Raw genomic sequence first — 15,924 nt, 5'->3', positions numbered from 1 at the left:
AGGCGTGCGAAGCGGTGCGCGCTAAGGAGCGCCGCGCGGTGCCAGCAGTGATTGGCTCAACCCTTTTTTGAAGAGACCGGTTTCGATCCCATGACCGAACAATTACCCACTATCGTCGTCATCGGCTACAACCGCCCCAAGAGCCTCAGCCGCCTGCTGGGCTCGCTGATCCAGGCGCAGTACCCCGAAGGCAACGTGCGCCTGGTGATCAGCCTGGACAACTCCGGCAATCCGGCGCCGCGCCAGGTCGCCGAAGCGTTCGACTGGCCCCACGGCGAAAAGCTGATCATCGCCCACCCGCAGCGCCTCGGCCTGCGCCAGCACGTGCTCAGCTGTGGCGACCTGACCGAGCAGTACGGTGACGTGATCATCCTCGAGGACGATCTGTTCGTTTCACCGTTCTTTTACGACTACACCCACAGGGCCCTGCAGGCCTATGCGGACGATACCGGCGTGGCCGGCATCAGTCTTTACAGCGTGCAGTTCAGCCAGACCGTCGACCTGCCCTTCATGCCGATCGACGATGGCGATTCTCACGTGCACTTCATCCAGATGGCCGCCTCGTGGGGCCAGGCCTGGTCGCGCCGGCACTGGCAGGGCTTCCGCCAGTGGCTGGAAAACAACGGCACCGATATCAGTCACATCGACGGCATCCCGGCAGATATTCGCGGCTGGCCGGAGTCCTCGTGGCTCAAGCTGTACACCGCCTACATCATCGCCAAGGACCTGTACTTCGTGTACCCGTTCCGCTCGCTGACCACCAACTTCGGCGACCCGGGCCAGCACTTCAACATCGCCTCGTCGCGTTTCCAGGTGCCGATCCAGCAAAAAGCGGTGGACTACAAGTTCGCTCGCCGTGAGGACAGCCTGTCGATCTACGACGCCTACTGCGAGCTGCTGCCTGCGTGCATCAAGCGGCGCAATCCGGTGCTCGCCGACTACGACTTCGCCACCAATCTGTACGGCAGCAAGACCTGCAAAGGCCTGCAATTGACCCGTACCAACGCCCGCGGGCTGCACAATTTCGCGCTTTCCATGAAGCCCATGGAACTGAGCATCCTGCACAACATCGAAGGTGAGGGCCTAGCCCTGATCGACTCCGCCGACCTCATCAGCGACAGCAAAACGCGGCAGAAGGCGGAGTACGACATCTACCGTTTCTTTTACAAGTTTCCGTCGGTACGGATCATTTTTCTCGGCGTCATCGAACGCCTGCAAATGCTGCTCAAACGCGCCTGATCCACCGACCGCGCGCAGCGATTTTGGCTACAGCTCTCTAATCAATTGGACATCGCAGGTATTGCAATGGAACAGAAAAAAGCACTCATCACCGGTATCACAGGTCAGGACGGTTCCTACCTCGCCGAGTTCCTGCTGGAAAAGGGTTACCAGGTGCATGGCATCAAACGCCGCGCGTCGTCCTTCAACACCCAGCGAGTGGATCACATCTATCAGGATCCGCATGTCGACAACCAGAACTTCATCCTGCATTACGGCGACCTGAACGACTCGTCGAACCTGACCCGCATCATCCAGGAAGTGCAGCCTGACGAGGTCTACAACCTCGGCGCACAATCCCACGTAGCGGTCAGCTTCGAAGCCCCGGAATACACCGCTGACGTCGATGCCATGGGTACCCTGCGCATCCTCGAAGCCATCCGCCTGCTGGGTCTGGAGAAGAAAACCCGTTTCTATCAGGCCTCCACCTCCGAGCTGTACGGCCTGGTGCAGGAAATTCCGCAGAAGGAAACTACCCCCTTCTACCCGCGCTCGCCTTACGCGGTCGCCAAGATGTACGCCTACTGGATCACCGTTAACTACCGCGAAGCCTATGGTATGTACGCGTGCAACGGCATCCTGTTCAACCACGAGTCGCCGCGCCGTGGCGAAACCTTCGTGACCCGCAAGATCACCCGCGGCCTGGCCAACATCGCCCAGGGTCTGGAGCCTTGCCTGTACATGGGTAACATCGATTCGCTGCGCGACTGGGGCCATGCCAAGGACTACGTGCGCATGCAGTGGATGATGCTGCAACAGGAGCAACCGGACGACTTCGTGATCGCCACCGGCGTGCAGTACTCGGTGCGTGAGTTCATCACCTGGTCGGCTGCCGAGCTGGGCGTGCACCTGCGCTTCGAAGGCACCGGCGTGGACGAGCAAGGCATCGTCGAGCGCATCGAAGGCGACAAGGCACCGGCGCTGAAAGTCGGCGACGTGATCGTACGCATCGACCCACGTTACTTCCGCCCTGCCGAAGTCGACACCCTGCTGGGCGACCCGACCAAGGCCAAGACCAAACTGGGCTGGACGCCGGAAATCACCGTACAGCAGATGTGCGCCGAAATGGTTCGCGAAGACCTCAAGGTCGCTCAGCGTCACGCGCTGCTGCGTGAGCACGGCCACGAGCTGCCGGTCTCCGTGGAGAACTGAGCATGAGCGCGCTTCTCAACCAGCGCGTCTTCGTCGCCGGCCATCGTGGAATGGTCGGTTCGGCGATCGTGCGCCACCTGCAGAGCCTGGGTTACCAGAGCATCATCACCGCGCCGCGCGAAAGCGTCGATCTGGTCGATGCGGCCAGCGTGAAGCGTTTCTTCGCCGAGCAGCGCATCGACCAGATCTATCTGGCTGCGGCGAAGGTCGGCGGCATTCATGCCAACAACCAGTATCCGGCCGACTTCATCTATCAGAACCTGATGATCGAGGCCAACGTCATCAACGCGGCCCACGAAGCCGGCGTCCAAAAGCTGCTGTCGCTGGGCAGCTCGTGCATCTACCCCAAGCATGCCGAGCAGCCGATGCGTGAAGAAGCCCTGCTGACCGGCGTGCTGGAGCCGACCAACGAGCCCTACGCGATCGCCAAGATCGCCGGGATCAAGCTGTGCGAGAGCTACAACCGCCAGCATGGCCGTGACTACCGCAGCGTGATGCCGACCAACCTGTACGGCCCGCACGACAACTACCACCCGGAAAACAGCCATGTCATCCCCGCCCTGCTGCGCCGCTTCCACGAAGCGACCCTGCGTGGCGACGATGAGGTGGTGATCTGGGGCAGCGGCACGCCGATGCGCGAGTTCCTGCACGTCGACGACATGGCCGCGGCCAGCGTTCACGTAATGAACCTGGATGAGGTGAGCTATCAGGCGCACACCCAGCCGATGCTCTCGCACATCAACGTTGGTACCGGCCAGGACTGCACCATTCGCGAGCTGGCCGAAACCATCGCGCGGGTCACCGAGTTCCAAGGTCGCCTGACCTTCGACTCGAGCAAGCCCGATGGCACGCCGCGCAAGCTGATGGACGTCTCGCGCCTGGCCAAGCTCGGCTGGACGGCGAGCATCGACCTGGAAACCGGTCTGCGCGACGCCTACCGCTGGTTCGTCGACAACATCGACGACGTACGGGGCTGACATGTTCCTGCCGGCCGATACCTTCAAGACCGTGGTCGCCAGCACCCCGTTGGTGTCCATCGATCTTCTGGTACGTAACCCGCAGGGCGAACTGCTTCTGGGCGAGCGGCTCAACCGCCCCGCCCAGGGCAGTTGGTTCGCCCCAGGCGGGCGGATTCAAAAGAATGAAACGCTGGACGCGGCATTCGCCCGCCTGACCCGGGAAGAACTGGGCCAGGCATTCAGCCGCGACCAGAGCAGGCTGCTCGGCGTGTACGAGCACTTTTATGACGACAGCGTGTTCGGCGACTCGCCGGATACCCACTACGTGGTCATTGCCTACGCAATCGAGCTGGGCGCGCAGCAGAACCTGCAGCCGCCGAGCGTGCAACACGGTCGCTACCGCTGGTGGCCGATCGATGAGATGCGCGACGAGCCGCGCATCCACAGCAACACCCGCGATTACTTGCAGGCGCTGTACTAGATACCTCGCAAGCCACGCCTACGCGGCGTCGCCTGTGGGCCAAGACAATTTCGATATGGGAAGGCGAGCTTGTTCAAGCAACTCCTGGCATACCGCAATCTGCTGCTGATCTTGTTTGTCCTGAACTCGGCCTGTTTCTTTCTGACCGACGACAAAAAGGCTGGCATCCCCTACCTGCGCGAGCTCTGGCTGCTCGGTATTCTGGCTGCCTCCGGGGCACTGTTCCTGGTCTGGAAGCGCATCTACCAGTCCAAGACCAGCCTGTGGATCATCTTCATGGGCCTGGTGCTGCCGGTCGTCTCGGCGATCATGGCCGAGCTCAACTTCGACCAGCCGTTCATCTACGGCCTGCTCGAGGAGCGCCGCAGCTTCGCCTACCTGGTGTTCTTCCCGGCGCTGTATCTGATGATCAAGACATCGCCGACCCAGAAGCACCTGGAGACCTTCTTCCTGTACTCGGGCCTGACTTGCGCCTTCGTGGGTTACTGCTACTTCTTCAAGATCATCCCGGAAAACGCCGGCGTGTCCTTCACCATGGACGCCAAGGACGCCGGCAGCCAGCTGCTGCGCCCTGATCGCTACCGAATCGGTTCAAGCTACGTGACCATCTGCGCCTTCATGTTGATGTACAGCATGAAGGAGCGCATTTCGGTGGCCAGAGTCTGCATCCTGTTGTTCTTCGCCTCCTACCTGTGGCTGGTACTGCAGACCCGCCAGACCATGGTCATCTGGGCCCTGGCCGGTATCTGGATCTTCCGCGACCGTATCGACTCGCTGCTCAAGCTCGGGCTGCTGGCCGCCACCATTCTGGTCGCCTCGTTCGCCATCTTCCCCGAGTTCTATTACGCGCAGTTCGACAAGTTCCAGGCACTGCTCGACGAGGCCACCACCGGCCCCGGCGTGCGCGACAACACCACGGCGATCATCCTCGGCGCGGTCGCGGACAACATGTACATCGGCATGGGCTCGCTGTCGCTGCAGTGGAAAGGCGGCTTCGGGGCGCTCTACAACGAGCACTTCTACCTCTCGGACGTGGGCATCGTCGGCGTCTACTACCGCTACGGTTTCCTCACTCCGCTGATCGCGCTGATCTTCTACTTCGGCTATCTGCGCATCATGAAGCGCTGCCCCGAAAAAGGCCCGTTGCTCAGTGCCTTCCAGCTGATCTTCTGGTTCCAGATGCTCAACATGTTCCTATCCAACTCGATGATGTACGGCGGCGATGTACTGGGTATCGGCGCCGCCTGCTTCCTTTACTTCTCCCGCGCCTACGTTGCGCAAGAATCCCCGACTCGTGAGATCAGAGGCACACGCCATGACCCAATTCAGTATCGTAACCATCAACTGGAATAACCTGGAGGGTCTCAAGCAGACCTACCAGAGTGTGGCGGCCCAGACTTACCGCAACTTCCGCTGGATAGTCGTCGATGGCGCCTCCACCGATGGCGGCGCCGAGTGGCTGGCGACCATCGACGAGCCCTACGCCGAGATCACCAGCGAGCGCGACAAGGGCCTCTACGACGCCATGAACAAGGGCCTGATCAAGGGCTCGGCGACCGAGGGCTACACGCTGTTCCTCAACAGCGGCGACTTCTTCTACGACGAGAACGTGCTGCAGAAGGTCGCCGATGCCATCGAGAAAGCACCCGGCAAGCCTCGCTACGTGTACGGCGACTACTACCTGCAGAATGCCGAGGGTCGCCTCACCCCGCAGAAGGCGAAGAAGATCGAGCACCTGGTGCTGGGCATGCCGTCCAGCCACCAGGCCATGTACTTCGAGAACGAGCGTCTGCGCAACGTGCGCTTTCGCGAGGATTTCAAGCTCTCGGCGGACTACTGCATGATCGTCGAATTCCTGCAGGGCCAGGATCATCAGCGCGACGTGCTGAAGATCGAGTCGCCGCTGTGCATCTTCGACACCACCGGGGTTTCCACCAGCCGCCGCTTCGACGCGCTGAAGGAAGACATGCGCATTCGTCGGGAGGTCATGAAACTATCCCCGCTGCATAGCATCTCTTTGTATGTCCTGCATTACCTGCATACGCACAGCAAATTGCTGAAGGCGGCATTGGGCAAATGAATCGCGAGCAACAGGAATCGTTGCCCGTGCGTGATACGCGCCAGTGGCGCAAAGAGGTGTTGATGAAAGCCTTTGATATCGAGTTCTACGGTGGCACCAAGGATCGCCTGATCGAGGACTTGGTTGAGCACAGCACCGAGAAATACAGCTATATCGTGACGCCCAACGTTAATCACGTGGTGCAACTGGAAACCGACCGTGACCTCAAGCGCGCCTACGCCGTGGCCCGCCACCGCATCTGCGACAGCCGCGTGCTGCTACCGCTGCTGCGCATGCTCAAGGTGCCGGTCGAGGACGCCATTCCGGGCAGCACGCTGACCGCGGAGCTGATGAATATCGCCGAAGAGCGCGCCTGGGGCGTGACCATCATCGGCTGCGAAGACGATGACGTCGCTCGCCTGCGTGAGCGCTTCCCGAGCATCACCTTCCACCACCACAACCCGCCGATGGGCTTCATCGACAACGAAGAAGCGGTTAAGGCCTGCCTGTCGTTCGTGGTCGAGCACCCGTCCAATCTGGTGGTGCTGTCGGTGGGCTGCCCACGCCAGGAGATTCTTGCCCACAAGATCTTCGAGACCGACCAGGCGGTCGGCATCGGCCTGTGCGTAGGCGCTTCGATCAACTTCCTGTCCGGCAAGCTGCAACGCGCCCCGATGTGGATGCAACGCTGCTCGCTGGAATGGCTGCACCGTGCTTATACCGAACCACGCCGTCTGGTGGGCCGCTACGTCCGCGACGCGTTTTTGATCATGCCGATTCTGGTCCGCGAATTCCGCCTTCGGCAATCACTCTTCATGGGAGGAGCTCCACGATGATTCCTGTCATTCTTTCCGGTGGTAACGGCTCTCGTCTGTGGCCACTATCGCGCCAACTGAACCCCAAGCAGTTCCTGCCGATCGCCGATGACTCGCTGTCCATGCTGCAGGCGACCATTCGCCGCCTGGACGGCCTGAACGCCAGCCAGCCGTGCCTGATCTGCAACGAGGAGCACCGCTTCCTCGCCGCCGAACAACTGCGCACCCTCGGCATCGACAACGCCAGCATCCTGCTCGAGCCGGTAGGCCGCAACACCGCACCGGCGGTGGCTCTGGCCGCGATCAAGGCGCTGGAAAAGGAAAATGATCCGGTGCTGCTGATTCTCGCCGCCGACCACCTGATCAAGGATGTGGACGCCTTCCACCGTGCCGTGGAAACCGCCCTACCCTTCGCCCAGGCTGGCAAGCTGGTGACCTTCGGCATCGTGCCGACCCACGCCGAAACCGGTTACGGCTACCTGCAGAAAGGCGCCGCGGCGGGTGAAGGCGGCTTCACCGTCGCCCAGTTCGTCGAGAAGCCGGACAGCCAAACCGCCGAGCGCTACCTGGCCTCCGGCGAGCACTTTTGGAACAGCGGCATGTTCATGTTCCGCGCCAGCCGCTACCTGGAAGAGCTGCAGCGCTGGCAGCCTGAGATTCTCGAAGCCTGCCGCCGCGCCACTGCGCAAAGCGAAGAAGACATGCACTTCGTGCGTATCGGCAAGGAGGCGTTCGCCGCCTGCCCGGAAGACTCCATCGACTACGCGGTTATGGAAAAGACCGAAGACGCGGTGATGGTGCCGCTGGATGCCGGCTGGAGCGACATCGGTTCCTGGTCCGCGCTGTGGGACGTCAGCGACAAAGACGCCGACGGCAACGTGCACAAGGGTGACGTGCTCAGCCACGACAGCCAGAACAACTACGTGCACGCCGACTACCGCCTGGTGACCACCGTCGGCGTCGAGGATCTGATCATCGTCGAGACCAAGGACACCGTCATGGTCGCGCACAAGGACAAGGCCCAGGAGGTCAAGCGCATCGTCGAGCAGCTCAAGCGTGAAGAGCGCTGTGAGCATCTCAACAACCGCGAGGTGTATCGCCCGTGGGGCATGTACGACTCCATCGATCAGGGCGCGCGCTACCAGGTCAAGCGCATCACCGTGAAGCCTGGTGCCAAGCTGTCGGTGCAGATGCACCACCACCGTGCAGAGCACTGGATCGTGGTCAGCGGCACCGCCCAGGTCACCAACGGCGATGAAACCTACATGGTCACCGAAAACCAGTCGACCTACATCCCGATTGGCCAGATTCATGCATTGGAAAACCCGGGCATGATTCCACTGGAACTGATCGAGGTGCAGTCCGGGACCTACCTGGGCGAGGACGATATCATCCGCTTCTCCGACAACTATGGCCGTGTCAAGGAACTCAAGGTTTCCGCGGCCTGAGGTCAGGCCAGCGCTCATGTGCGCCGGCGCCCTTCACCGGGGCCCTATGGGGCCCCTTCGCCGGGTGGTTCGCCACCTCCGTAATGGCTCTGCCAGTTCACATTCAATGAGGCACGGATTGCCTTCAATTTCGCCATCAAACGGACTTCTACAACAACAAGCAAAGCGCGAAGCCCTAGTGAACAGACTCCGGATGATTTTTTTACTTTCCGACAACGAGGCTCGCCCGTGAAAACTTCCAAACTCCTGTACGACCCAGTTATTCACAAACTGAAGTTGCTGGAAGAACATGATGTGACGCCCTTGCTCGAAGAACTGAGCACGCCGAAGAAACCGACCATCGTCGGCTTTCTCAACCAGCACGGCTACAACCTGATCCAGCAGGACAAACGCGCCCGTCGCCATTTCCTGCAGATCAACCACCTGCTGCGCGACGGCATCGGCATCAAGCTGGCGTGCCAGTTGAACGGCCTGGCGCCCGGCGCCAACCTCAACGGTACCGACTTCATTCCGGCGTTGATCGAGCACGCCCTGCAGGACGAGCGCAGCGACCAGTACCAGCTGTTCGCCATGGGCACCTGTGAGCCGTGGACGGAAGAAGGTGCCAATGCCCTGTTCAACGGCCGTGAGTACCATGCCATCGATGGTTTCCAACAGGTGGAGCGCTACCTGGAGTTCGTTCAGGAGCACCTGCAGCCGGGCAAGATTCCGCTGATCGTGATGGGCATGGGCATGCCGCGTCAGGAAGAGGTGGCAGTCATCCTGCAGCGCCAGCTCAACTGCCCTGCCCTGATGATCTGCGGTGGCGCGATTCTGGATTTCGCCGCCCAGCGCTTCAACCGCGCACCTGAGGTGTTTCGCAAGGTCGGCATGGAGTGGGCCTATCGCCTGCTGATGGAGCCGCGTCGGCTGTTCGCCCGCTACGTGATCGGCATCCCGCAGTTCTTCTACTACATCGTGCGCAATGGCCGCGACAGCAAGGTCGCCGTCAGCGAGCAAGGTGCCTACGACCGCAAATCCTGAGGTCGACTGCAGAAGCCAAAACGCCCGGACGAGTGATCGTTCGGGCGTTTTTTGTTCATCGCGGTATTTCAAGGGAATCAGTCTTGGCAACGGACTGGCAATAAAGCGCTCGTTACCGATGGCTTGGCACTCTCCATTAGCATGCCGCCTTGCCTGATGGGTTTCGCCCCTTACGGGCGAGTCACTTGATTCGCTGCGCTCACCCTTCGGGCCAGCCTACGGCTGTTACTTCGCTGCGCTTCGTAGCTCTTGCTTGCCCAAGAGAAAGTAACCAAAGAGAAGGGCACCCCACCATCCGGCCCCGGCTGCGCTGGGGTTACCTCATTCCTTCACCACTCCAGGGCACGACCGAATGCGGCCCACTGACGAAGGGCCATCCCTGGCCCATCGCAGCTCTCGCGACCTCCATGTCGCTCATGGCTACCCGCCCGGCCCCTTACGTGGCGATTCCATTCGGCCTCCTGAAGGGGAATTGGGCGTCGCCTGTGCGATCGCAGCTCAAAAGCAAAAGCAAAGGCAAAAACAGACGCCGCCGAGCTTGAGCCCGTGGGAATATTGAAAGCTCGCGCTCCGGTCCCGTCAGGAGGCCGAGCGGAGGTGTCGTGTAGGGGGACGAGCCGCATGGATGCGGCGAGAGGCTTAATGGGCTAGGGACGGCCCATGTAAGCCGGCCCCCGGAGCGTCGCCAGAGCGAGGGAAGTTTCGCGCAGCGAAACCCGAATGTCGGGGTGCCCTTCTTTGGCACACCTTTCTTGGGCAAGCAAAGAGACGTAGCGAAGCGCAGTAACAGCCACAGGCTGGCCCGAAGGGTGAGCGAAGCGAATCAAGGTGTGGCGCCCGTAAGGGGCGCAACACAATGGTTCAGTAGACGCGGTAATGGATAGTGCGAAGCCAGTAGGTGATACACACAAACCTGCCAGTCCGGTATCAACCGGGTGTTCCCCTACAGAACGAAGAACATCGGTCTGACATGCTGGAAAAGGCGACGCAGCGGATGCTGCATCGCCCTTCTCCGTTATCGACCTGCGGCAACCGCGACCGACTTCTCGCTACGTACACTGCGCCCCTGCTCGATCAGCGCAAACACTTCGTTCCACATGGCCTGGGTACGGGTCTTCAGCTCCGCCGAATGCGCATTGAGGCGCGCGGACAGCGCCTGCATCTGCACCGGGTCGGTAAGGTTGTCGAGGGCGCGGTTCAGCTCCTCGTCGCTCAGGTTGATGTCCAGCACGCCTTCGGAGAAACCGTAGTCGGCGAACAGCATCTGGTACTTGTGGCTCCAGCCGGTAGCCAGCGACGGCACGCCCTGCGACAGCGCACTGACCAGACCGTGGAAGCGGCTGCCCAGGGTGCCACGGCAAGCGCCGAGGATGCCCTTGATGGCCAGCGGATCGGTCTCGCGCAGGATCGGCAGGCCACCTACGGCCTTGGACACCTGCTCGGCCAGGCGCGCATCGCCCTCGCCCTCGTGGATCAGCAGGAACGGCTTGGCGCCGCGCTCGACCAGCGCCTTGGCAGCACGTTCGAGGAACGGGGCGTAGCCCTTGGCCACACTGTCGTCGGTCTTGTCGAGCATGCGGCAGTTGGGCACCAGGCAGATCTGGTGGATTTCCGGATCGAAGTAATCCGGTACCGGCCCGGTGATCAGGTTGGTGAAGTCCGGGGCGATCTTGATGTTGTCGCGCTCACCAACGATCTCGGTCAGGTAGTCATAGGAAATCTGTTCACGGGCGAAGATCAGGTCGCAGTTGTCGACGAACGCCTTCACCGCCTCGCGGCTGCGTGGGTCACGGAACGGCCCGAACGCCTGGGGCAGCAGAATCACTTTGGAGCCCTGCTTCTTCCAGCGCTTGCTGGAGCGGGCCAGCTCTTCGGACAGGTCCGGGCCCCACTGGTCGCTGTAGGCGAAACCGGCGGCGTCCAGTACCACGTTGATGTCCTTGTCCAGCACGATGCCGTACTGCTCGCGGATGCCGGCCGGCACCAGCGCCGCCAGGTCACCGAAAGGGATGCCCTTACGCCACAGCCAGGCCTTCTGGTACAGCCCCAGGGAGGCGCGATTGAAGTACGGATATGGGCTCTTGGCGCGGCCTGGCTCCATCACTACCTTGGCAGCCGGCATGTTCTTGCGTACTTGCTGCAGGGCGGCGTGCAGCATCAGCGCAGCGCCCTTGTTGACGAAACCGGCCTTGCGAATCTCGACGTACATATCACGTTCTCCTTAATTCACGAATCAATTGGGGCACGCTCAGGAACACGTGCAGACACATACTCTTGGTCATCATGACGAACAGCGGCCGCGTCTTGCGCGACAGCAACAGGCTCACGTAGCCGGCCACGCCGTAGGAAATCAGCGTCGCCCAGGCAGAGCCGACCACGCCGTGGCTTCTGATGAGGAAATAGTTGAGGACGATGTTGCTCAGCGCCCCAAGGCCCTGGGTGACCAGGGAAAAGATGAAGGCCTCTTCGATGATGATCCACTTGCTGAACAGCGCGCGCATGAACACGAAGGTGGCCGCGAAGATATGCACGGCCAGCACCGGTCCGGCATCGGCGTACTGCTGGCCATACAGCAGATTGACGATCCAGTCGGAAAGGAAGAACACCACCACAGCCAGAGCGAAGGCCATGAAGAACAGCACGTCCAGCGACACCTGCATGAAGCGGTTGTAGCCGGCGGTATCGGTCTTGTGCAGGTCGATCATCTTCGGGAAGACCGAGGCCATGAGGATGGTCGGAATCAGGTACCAGGCCTCGGACAGGCGCGAGGCTGCCGAGTACACCCCCACGGCATACTCGCCGAGCATGTACTGCAGCATGATCTGGTCGACCTTCAGGTAGATCACCGCCGACAGCGAGCCCATGAAGATCAAGAAGCTCTTCTTGAGCAGGGTCTTGCCCAGCGACCAGGAAAAGTCGAAGCGGAAATCGCGCTTGAGCATCACCGCGTAGCAGACCAGGATCGCCGAGGTGATCATCACCACCACCACGTGTGCCAGGGCGATGTACACCAGGCCCGCACCAGCGACGGCGAGGATCATCTTCAGGCCGTTGCCACCCAGCTGACCCACGAACCCGGCCACCGCTGCGTATTTGGCCTGTACCCGCGCCTGGAACCAGTCGATGAGCATCTCGAACGGTGTGAAGAACAGCGCCAGGGCAGTGAACAGCAGCACCAGGAAGTTCTGGTCGTTGCCGAACAAGTAGGTGCTCATCATGATCGCGAAGGCGATCACCGAGCAGCCCACCTTGATCATGAAGACCGTGGAAAGAATCTGGTCTTCGTTGTCCGGGTTGCTGCGCAGCTCCTTGACCACCAGGCCAGTGAGCCCCAGGTGCACGACGATGCTGAGCAAGCCCAGCAGCGCCAGCGCATAGTTGAGATAACCGAACTCCTCAGGGCCCAGATAACGCGCCAGTACCACGGTGGTGGCCAGGCCGATGGCCAGCATCAGAAACTTCTCGGCCAGCATCCAGCCGGAATTGAGGAGGTACTTCATGCCCTCCTGGACACGCGAGGCACTCATCGAGCAGGCGACTCCAGGCGCATGTAGCTGCGGGCTTCCTCCAGCGAGAGTTTCTGCGAGTACGGCACCAGGCCAGTGTCGGCGGCGTAGCCCAGGGAAATGAACATCACGATGCGCTCATCCGGGTCGAGCTTGAGCAGCTTGGCCGCCGCCTCTTCACGCTCGGGGATGTCCGGCCAGTTGATCGAGCACGACGACACACCCTGGGTTTCCAGCGCGAACATGAAGGACATCGCCGCCAGGGCGCCGTCGATGTAGATCACGTGACGGTCACGCACATGGGGATAGGCGCGCAAGCGACCGACCACGGCGACGATAGCCGGGAAGTTGTGATCGAAACCGGCCACGCCCATTGGCAGGCGCGAAGCCTGGGCCACGGAGGCCGGATCATCGAACACCACGAAACGGTACGGCTGGCGGTTACAGGCGCTCGGCGACTGCACGGCGACTTCTACGGCCTTGTCGATCACCTCGCGCGGCACCGGGCGGTCCTGCTGATACCAGCGCACCGAACGGCGCTTCATAGCCAGCTGACGCATGGCGGTGAAGTCCACGCTCGGCGTGCTCACGTCGGCGGCGAACGGCACGCGCTCGGCATCCGGGTTGCGCAGGGTTTCCGGCGAGCCGCTGGGGCGCTCCAGGCGGGCGAACTTCTCGCGGGCACGGTTGAGCACCGGGTGATCGCCCGTTACGGCAAAGTATTCGGCGAGTACGTCATGGGCCCAACTGACTTCGTCGCGATCCACATTGCCCTTGAGCGAGGCGATGTAGCTGTCGACGGTGTCGTTGATGTAGTCCAGGGCGAACACCTGGCGCCGCGGCTGCATGATCAGGCCCTTCTCGATGCGGTGCACGGCGCGGCGCAGGAAGTAGTTCACTGGCTCGGCACCGGAGAGGTTCTGCTCATGCTGCAAGTGGCCGACCACCACCGCGTAGGCTTCACGGTCGAAAGCCGAGGAGAAGAACGAGTAATGGAAACGGCGCAACATGGCCGAGCGCGACAGCGCGCGGATCCAGCCCATGGCAAGCCGCTTCTGCAATGCCTTGAGGTTATCGATACTGTCCCGCGGCAAAACCTTCTTGAGGGATTCTTTCAACATTTTCATAGGCTGTGATTACCGTTCAATGGTTAATATCTCCCCCACAATCGCCGTAACGGTACGGCGACACTCGATTGATGGACGCTGGCAGTTCTAAGCCGAACCACAGGCACCTGCACACCAGCCACTGCTCGTCGAGGCAATGCAGGCTGCAGCATCCCTTCCCTTTGCCAATCACCCGCCTGGCATCTGCCTGCTCATGTTGGGCAGTGCAAAATCGGCATCAGGTGCTGCAACGGTTCGACATCCAACCCGGTGTTTCGAGGGTGTTGGAGGCGGCGCTCTGGGGTGCCGCTAATCGTTGTCAGGTTTTAGGACTACGCGGCAACGCTTTGATTCCACATCCACATGCTTTGCGTGAAAAAAGATGCCGAAAGTCCGTAAGGCCGCGCTTACAGGCGGGCTTGCAGGCCCTCTCAACGCCTGAACCCCACCTTTTTCAGCACTCCCTTAGGCGTCAGCGCACGGATAGCAAAGCGACTAAGGTTTCGCTCAGCTCACGTTTTGAGAACGGTTTGGCGATACTGCGCAGCGCCGGCGCTGCCGCCAGTTGCCCTACATCGGCAGCTGCGGCGACCACTAGTACGGCCAAGTCCGGACGTTCGGCCAGCGCCTTCTCGGCCAATTGCACACCGCTCATGCCGGGCAAGCTGACATCGCTGATCAGCAGGTCGAAAGACTCGCGCCCGAGCAGCTCGAGAGCCGCCTGCGGATCGGCGGCATTGACCAGTTGATGACCGCAATCGGCCGCCACTTCGCCGACCAGCAGACAGACCGACGAATCACTCTCCACCAGCAGGATGCGCGATTGCCCAGCCGGCGCCTCGCTCGCAGGCTGCCGTACCTGGGCCGCATCTTCGACCACTGGCAAGTAAAGACGCACCGTGGTGCCCACCTGCGGCTCGCTGTGAATGGTTACCTGTCCGCCACTCTGCCGAACGAAGCCGTGCACCATGGACAGACCAAGACCACTGCCCTGGCCGACCAATTTGGTGGTGAAGAACGGATCGAAAACCCGCTCCAGGGTTTCGTTGCTCATGCCGGTGCCGGTGTCCGACAGTGCAATCAACAGATAACGACCAGGCTGCAGGTCTGGCAAAGCCGCAAGGCTCTCCTGCTGCAGCTCGACGAGCGACGTATGCAGGCCGATCTCCCCACCGCCCGGCATGGCGTCCCGGGCATTGACGGCGAGGTTGAGTATCGCGCTCTCCAGCTGCCGAGCATCGGCCAGCACCCGCACGCTGCCATGCTGGTAGTCGCCCTGCAGCGCGATACCATCGCTGATAGAGCGCCGGATCAGCGCCTCGAGCGAGGCCATCAGGGGGCTCACCTCAATGGGCTGTGCCTCCAGCGGCTGGCGATGGGAAAGCGTAAGCAGACGCTGGGTCAGCGCGCTGGCGCGATCGGCAGAGATGCTCGCAGCCTCGATAAAGCGCGACAGGTCATCGAAACGCCCCGCGCCGACATGGCGCTTCATGATATCCAGCGCACCAATGATGCCGGTAAGCATGTTATTGAAATCATGGGCAACACCGTCGATCACCGACTCGACGGCGTCCATGCGCTGGCTCTGTTGCAAAGCCAGTTCCTCGTCAGGTGACAGCAACTGCTGGCTACCCTCTTTCAAGGCCTGCAAAGCGCTGCACAGCCCGCGGGAGGTGAATGGCTGCTCCACTATCAGACTGACGCCCTGCATACGCTGCGCTGCCTGGAGCGTGCCATCAACCGAGCCCAGCAGCACCACGGGAATTCTCGAATCCGCGAACCTGGCCAGGGCTTCGGCATGGCTGTCGAGCAGTTGCTCAGCTAGCAGCACAGCATCGACGCCCTCATCAAGGGCATCAAACATCTCGGAAAGGTTCGCGCAAGCAAGGCAATTTGCGCCAAGCGGCGCGAGCAGCGGCAGGAGTTGCTTGGCTTGATCACTACGGATGAGGATGCGCATGAATGAATTCCTCACGCGTCGATGCAGGCGCGACAGCGCAGTGCTCGGGCAGGCACTGTGAAGCCATCTGCGTGGGCAGTTAGACATTCGCTGCAACCGCCTTCGGCGCACGACATCACCACACCAAGCATGGCACC

Annotated in this window: 13 protein-coding genes; 9 read left to right on the top strand and 4 right to left on the bottom strand. The window is 61.3% G+C overall.

Translation table 11 applies throughout. The annotated features are described in order from the left end of the window. The first annotated feature begins 90 nt into the window (after positions 1–90). The 9 genes from BM279_RS09080 to BM279_RS09040 all read left to right on the top strand — a co-directional run bounded on the left by BM279_RS09080 (position 91) and on the right by BM279_RS09040 (position 9,215). Positions 91–1,239 (top strand): glycosyltransferase family protein, encoded by a 1,149-nt coding sequence (locus BM279_RS09080; RefSeq protein WP_093503525.1) that lies wholly within the window; start codon positions 91–93, stop codon positions 1,237–1,239. Positions 1,240–1,305: 66 nt separating this feature from the next. Next, positions 1,306–2,430: a GDP-mannose 4,6-dehydratase gene (gmd, locus tag BM279_RS09075; protein WP_093502996.1), complete on the top strand. Its 1,125-nt coding sequence runs from the start codon at positions 1,306–1,308 to the stop codon at positions 2,428–2,430. Positions 2,431–2,432: 2 nt separating this feature from the next. Next, a complete protein-coding gene (gene fcl, locus BM279_RS09070; protein WP_093502994.1) occupies positions 2,433–3,407 on the top strand; it encodes a GDP-L-fucose synthase in 975 nt (324 codons plus the stop codon). A 1-nt stretch (position 3,408) separates the two neighbouring features. Continuing rightward, entirely contained in the window at positions 3,409–3,870 is a 462-nt protein-coding gene (locus BM279_RS09065) for a GDP-mannose mannosyl hydrolase (RefSeq protein ID WP_093502992.1), read from the top strand. A gap of 69 nt (positions 3,871–3,939) precedes the next feature. Next, positions 3,940–5,223, top strand: coding sequence for a hypothetical protein (locus BM279_RS09060; RefSeq protein ID WP_093502990.1), 1,284 nt, complete (start codon positions 3,940–3,942; stop codon positions 5,221–5,223). Continuing rightward, positions 5,186–5,950 (top strand): glycosyltransferase, encoded by a 765-nt coding sequence (locus BM279_RS09055; protein WP_093502988.1) that lies wholly within the window; start codon positions 5,186–5,188, stop codon positions 5,948–5,950. Before BM279_RS09060 ends, BM279_RS09055 begins: the two co-directional genes overlap by 38 nt. Positions 5,951–6,012: 62 nt before the next feature. After that, positions 6,013–6,765, top strand: coding sequence for a WecB/TagA/CpsF family glycosyltransferase (locus tag BM279_RS09050; RefSeq protein WP_167363124.1), 753 nt, complete (start codon positions 6,013–6,015; stop codon positions 6,763–6,765). Then, positions 6,762–8,192: a mannose-1-phosphate guanylyltransferase/mannose-6-phosphate isomerase gene (locus BM279_RS09045; RefSeq protein ID WP_093502984.1), complete on the top strand. Its 1,431-nt coding sequence runs from the start codon at positions 6,762–6,764 to the stop codon at positions 8,190–8,192. The genes BM279_RS09050 and BM279_RS09045 overlap by 4 nt, the downstream gene beginning before the upstream one ends. Positions 8,193–8,420: 228 nt before the next feature. Next, positions 8,421–9,215, top strand: coding sequence for a WecB/TagA/CpsF family glycosyltransferase (locus BM279_RS09040; RefSeq protein ID WP_093502982.1), 795 nt, complete (start codon positions 8,421–8,423; stop codon positions 9,213–9,215). Positions 9,216–10,230: 1,015 nt separating this feature from the next. On the opposite strand, the gene BM279_RS09035 is transcribed toward BM279_RS09040, so the two are convergent. From BM279_RS09035 to BM279_RS09020, 4 genes are all read right to left on the bottom strand, one after another. Beyond that, positions 10,231–11,424, bottom strand: a complete 1,194-nt coding sequence (locus BM279_RS09035; RefSeq protein ID WP_093502980.1) for a polysaccharide pyruvyl transferase family protein — start codon at positions 11,422–11,424, stop codon at positions 10,231–10,233. 1 nt (position 11,425) lies between these two features. Next, positions 11,426–12,742, bottom strand: coding sequence for a flippase (locus tag BM279_RS09030; RefSeq protein WP_093502978.1), 1,317 nt, complete (start codon positions 12,740–12,742; stop codon positions 11,426–11,428). Beyond that, on the bottom strand, positions 12,739–13,848 hold the full coding sequence (locus tag BM279_RS09025; RefSeq protein WP_051415016.1) for a nitroreductase family protein: 1,110 nt from the start codon (positions 13,846–13,848) through the stop codon (positions 12,739–12,741). Before BM279_RS09025 ends, BM279_RS09030 begins: the two co-directional genes overlap by 4 nt. A gap of 451 nt (positions 13,849–14,299) precedes the next feature. Beyond that, on the bottom strand, positions 14,300–15,898 hold the full coding sequence (locus tag BM279_RS09020) for an ATP-binding protein (protein ID WP_143103579.1): 1,599 nt from the start codon (positions 15,896–15,898) through the stop codon (positions 14,300–14,302). Between the last annotated feature and the right edge of the window lie 26 nt (positions 15,899–15,924).

The organism is Phytopseudomonas straminea (assembly GCF_900112645.1).
Lineage (GTDB): Bacteria > Pseudomonadota > Gammaproteobacteria > Pseudomonadales > Pseudomonadaceae > Aquipseudomonas > Aquipseudomonas straminea.
This window is presented reverse-complemented; position numbering and strand designations above follow the sequence as displayed.

Excerpts from the sequence above, each read along its gene's own strand:
- BM279_RS09050 (WP_167363124.1), top strand. The coding sequence starts at position 6,013 with ATGAAAGCCTTTGATATCGAGTTCTACGGTGGCACCAAGGATCGCCTG.
- fcl (WP_093502994.1), top strand. The coding sequence starts at position 2,433 with ATGAGCGCGCTTCTCAACCAGCGCGTCTTCGTCGCCGGCCATCGTGGA.
- BM279_RS09055 (WP_093502988.1), top strand. The coding sequence starts at position 5,186 with ATGACCCAATTCAGTATCGTAACCATCAACTGGAATAACCTGGAGGGT.
- BM279_RS09080 (WP_093503525.1), top strand. The coding sequence starts at position 91 with ATGACCGAACAATTACCCACTATCGTCGTCATCGGCTACAACCGCCCC.
- BM279_RS09025 (WP_051415016.1), bottom strand. The coding sequence starts at position 13,848 with ATGAAAATGTTGAAAGAATCCCTCAAGAAGGTTTTGCCGCGGGACAGT.
- BM279_RS09035 (WP_093502980.1), bottom strand. The coding sequence starts at position 11,424 with ATGTACGTCGAGATTCGCAAGGCCGGTTTCGTCAACAAGGGCGCTGCG.
- BM279_RS09030 (WP_093502978.1), bottom strand. The coding sequence starts at position 12,742 with ATGAGTGCCTCGCGTGTCCAGGAGGGCATGAAGTACCTCCTCAATTCC.
- BM279_RS09045 (WP_093502984.1), top strand. The coding sequence starts at position 6,762 with ATGATTCCTGTCATTCTTTCCGGTGGTAACGGCTCTCGTCTGTGGCCA.
- BM279_RS09065 (WP_093502992.1), top strand. The coding sequence starts at position 3,409 with ATGTTCCTGCCGGCCGATACCTTCAAGACCGTGGTCGCCAGCACCCCG.
- gmd (WP_093502996.1), top strand. The coding sequence starts at position 1,306 with ATGGAACAGAAAAAAGCACTCATCACCGGTATCACAGGTCAGGACGGT.